Here is a 2,977-nt window from a genome sequence, read left to right as displayed (position 1 = left end):
CTCTGGGGCTGCGGCAGGCCGCGCGGGATCGAGCACAGGCAGCCGGTCCCGCTGATACATGTCCCAGTATTTTTTGGGGGCGTTGAACGGGGCGTGCGGCTTCCAAAAACCGACAGCGAGGAAGAACGGCTCGTCTTTGATCTCCCCCAGCACACGCACGGCCTCAGCGGCCACCCGCCCATCATAATAGGCTTCATCCGGCACATCGCGGCATTCACACAGCGGCACTTTGCCGTACTGGCGCAGGTTACTGGATAGCGTTGCCAGGTTCGGCGGCAGCGGCCCGCTGACCTGCGGCACGTCATCGCCGTGATTTGCGTAGTGCAGAAATTCCGGAGCGCTCCATGAGCGCGGGTCGCCATGCTCCTTCGTATGCCAGTTGTGGAAGATTTTGCCTACGCAGCGGGTGGTGTAGCCGTTGGCCTTCATCCACCCCGGCAGCGTGTTCACCGTGGGCTTAAGTTCGCGAAAATGCGTTCCATTCACATACAGCCCCAGGGTGTCCGGACGCAGCCCGGTCAGCATGGAGGAACGGGAGGGATTGCAGACCGCCTGCTGGCAGTAGGCCTTCCGGAAAATCATGCCGCGCCCGGCCAGCGCATCCAGATGGGGCGTGACTGCCACAGAGCCGTAGCAGCCCAGCTCTGGCCGCAGGTCGTCCGCCATGATGAACAAAACATTCGTACGTGGTGCCGCGTGCAGCAGAGGAACGGACAGCAATAAAAGAGCCCCAAGGGCGGCAGCGCGACAATTAATCATCGGGCCATAACGCATCATCCTCAGCAATATTGCCCGGCTGACGGACAAAACCTCAGACCTGCTGCCGCTTCAGCCGGTTTCGCATGCTGCGCCACTCGGCACGGTGGTTCTGCGCCCAGTCATTAAGTGCGAACTCAAACCCGATGTCATGCCCCTCGCTCTCGCTGGCGAGCCACTTCAGGCGTTGAATTTCTTCCTGCTCGGCAAGGAACTCACCATAGGGAGTTCCAGCTTGTGCAGCTATGGTTGGACTGGGCATTGGGCATGATCCGTGAGTTCACCCAAGATTCAAGCGCGAGCTGTTGGGAGGCTGGTGGCGGTCATTTGCACCTCATCAAGCTTTCTCCAACCGCCCTTGAGCTAAGAATTTTTCCACCTGTTAAAGAAAGCAAATGACAAGATCTGAGCACCCCTTATATAATTAAAGACTTAAAGTCACACGTCCATGCCGGAGTAGCTCAGTGGTAGAGCATCGCATTCGTAATGCGAGGGTCGCGGGTTCAAATCCCGCCTTCGGCTCCACCAACGCGTGTTTGCTATGACCCATCCGAGCATCGCTGACAATGATCCGCCACGCCGCAGCCGAGCCCGGCGGCGGGAGGCCATGATCAACGCTATTGCTACCATTCTGGGTTGCATGGCCCTCGTGATCATGATCGCCACGGTCGTACGGGTCGTGATGATCAAGCTTTGGGAGTCCGCCCGGGTCAATCCTGAGTACGTACAGTCGATGTATGATAATGATAAGGATCATCGCTGGTCGGGCAATATCAAGGAGCAGCCTGCTCTGTTAGGCGATCCCTCCGAAATTCGTCCATCTGCAGGCGATCCCACCCGCGAAATCAGCACCAATACCCCTGTCAGATCCCAGTCCAGTGCACTGAAACTCATGGCTCCCGCCGCCCCGAGTCCCTCCGCGATTGTGGACGTTGAGAGCAAAAGATCCCAAATTGAACACACTCTTCGCGGCTTTTTTGAAGCTGCCACTACAAACCAGCAGCTCGCTTTTGCCCGTGATCCCCAGCGTGTGCGTCCATTGATGGAGCATTATTACAGCAGCCATCCTCACACGCCGCTCGAGTGGAAAACTCTTGGCTGGGTACTTCCGGTGGAGGAGAGCGGCTACCGTCTCGGGTATGCCCAGGCCGTCTTTGCCAATGCCGAGCCCGTCAGCCTCATCATTGAGGAAATGGTGGATGGCACCTTCCGGGTGGACTGGGAAAGCTCCGTTCGCTACGGCGAAATCGGCTGGGAGGAGTTCATCAAAACCCAGCCGTCAGCACCCACACTCCTACGTGTGATCGCCTCCAAACCTCAAAATATTCCGCCTGAGGCAGCTCCGATGGGCAGCGAACTGCTCGAAATCAAGCATCCCGACGATAATGACGTCGTTTATGCCTACTTCGATCGTAAAGATCCTAAATTCCAACCCCTTCTCCAGCAACTCCAGACCGGAAACTGGAAAGATGTCCCTTTAACTTTACGACTTTGTTTTCCAGGCCCAGCAGGCAGCGCTAAAAACGCACGGATCGCGGATGTCGAAGGCAAAGGATGGCTGATATTGCATGGAACCAGGAGCTAGACTGTGAGCAAACCTAAACGAAACACGAAAAAGGCGGCCCAAGGTAAGGCCAGGCCTGTTGCGGCAAAATCCAAAAAAGCCGTGGCCTCCAAGACCAAAGCCAAACCCGCGCCAGCCAAGAAAACGCTGACCCAAAAGAAGCCCGTTCCCGCCAAAAAGCCTGTGCCAAAAAAATCAGCGTCGAAGCCTGCCCCTAAAAAGGTGGTCAAAAAAGCTCCGCTGCCCAAGCCCGCGGTGAAGAAACCTGCGGCCAAGGCTCCTCCGCCAAAAACCAAGACTGTCGCGGCGAAGCCCGCTCCGGCCAAGCCAGCCCCAAAGCCAGTGGCTAAAGCGGCCAAACCGCAGGCCCCTGCCCCTTCCAAGCCTGCAGCCGCCGCCAAAGCTCCTGCGGCTCCCGCTCCTGCAGCTGTCAAAGCCGCACCAGCGCCTGCTCCTGCGAAGCCCGCGCCCGCCAAAAAGGCCCCCGCCCCCGTTCCCGCCCCGGCGGTGGAAGTGGCTGCCCCTGTAGTAGAGGCCCCTGCCCCGGTCGTCGCCGTGGTCAAGAAAGCACCTACCCAGCTTCTACCGCCTCCCGGCCCCACCAAGACGGGCGCTTTGTTTTACGATTCTCACATGCACACCCCGCTGTGCAAGCAT

General features: G+C 58.4%; 3 protein-coding genes, 1 tRNA gene and 1 pseudogene. 3 read left to right on the top strand and 2 right to left on the bottom strand.

Annotated features, from left to right (window positions below; genetic code table 11):
• Together ACIREA_RS29775 and ACIREA_RS29770 are read right to left on the bottom strand one after the other, a co-directional pair.
• On the bottom strand, positions 1-759 hold a 759-nt coding region (locus tag ACIREA_RS29775; protein ID WP_397385952.1), incomplete at its 3' end, for a sulfatase-like hydrolase/transferase.
• 52 nt (positions 760-811) lie between these two features.
• Positions 812-1,018 carry a hypothetical protein gene (locus ACIREA_RS29770; RefSeq protein ID WP_397385951.1) on the bottom strand — a complete coding sequence of 69 codons (207 nt, stop codon included), beginning with the start codon at positions 1,016-1,018 and terminating at the stop codon, positions 812-814.
• 188 nt (positions 1,019-1,206) lie between these two features.
• On the opposite strand from ACIREA_RS29770, the gene ACIREA_RS29765 reads away from it, so the two are divergent.
• From ACIREA_RS29765 to ACIREA_RS29755, 3 genes and pseudogenes are all read left to right on the top strand, one after another.
• Positions 1,207-1,281 (top strand) — tRNA-Thr (locus tag ACIREA_RS29765).
• A gap of 82 nt (positions 1,282-1,363) precedes the next feature.
• Positions 1,364-2,341: a hypothetical protein gene (locus tag ACIREA_RS29760; RefSeq protein WP_397385950.1), complete on the top strand. Its 978-nt coding sequence runs from the start codon at positions 1,364-1,366 to the stop codon at positions 2,339-2,341.
• Between the two features lie 81 nt (positions 2,342-2,422).
• Positions 2,423-2,977: pseudogene (locus tag ACIREA_RS29755) on the top strand (hypothetical protein); the annotation flags it as partial.

The organism is Prosthecobacter sp., assembly GCF_044373815.1.
Classification (GTDB): Bacteria; Verrucomicrobiota; Verrucomicrobiia; order Verrucomicrobiales; family Verrucomicrobiaceae; genus Prosthecobacter.
The sequence above is the reverse complement of the archived record's forward strand: the minus strand, read 5'-3'. Positions and strand labels throughout refer to the sequence as shown.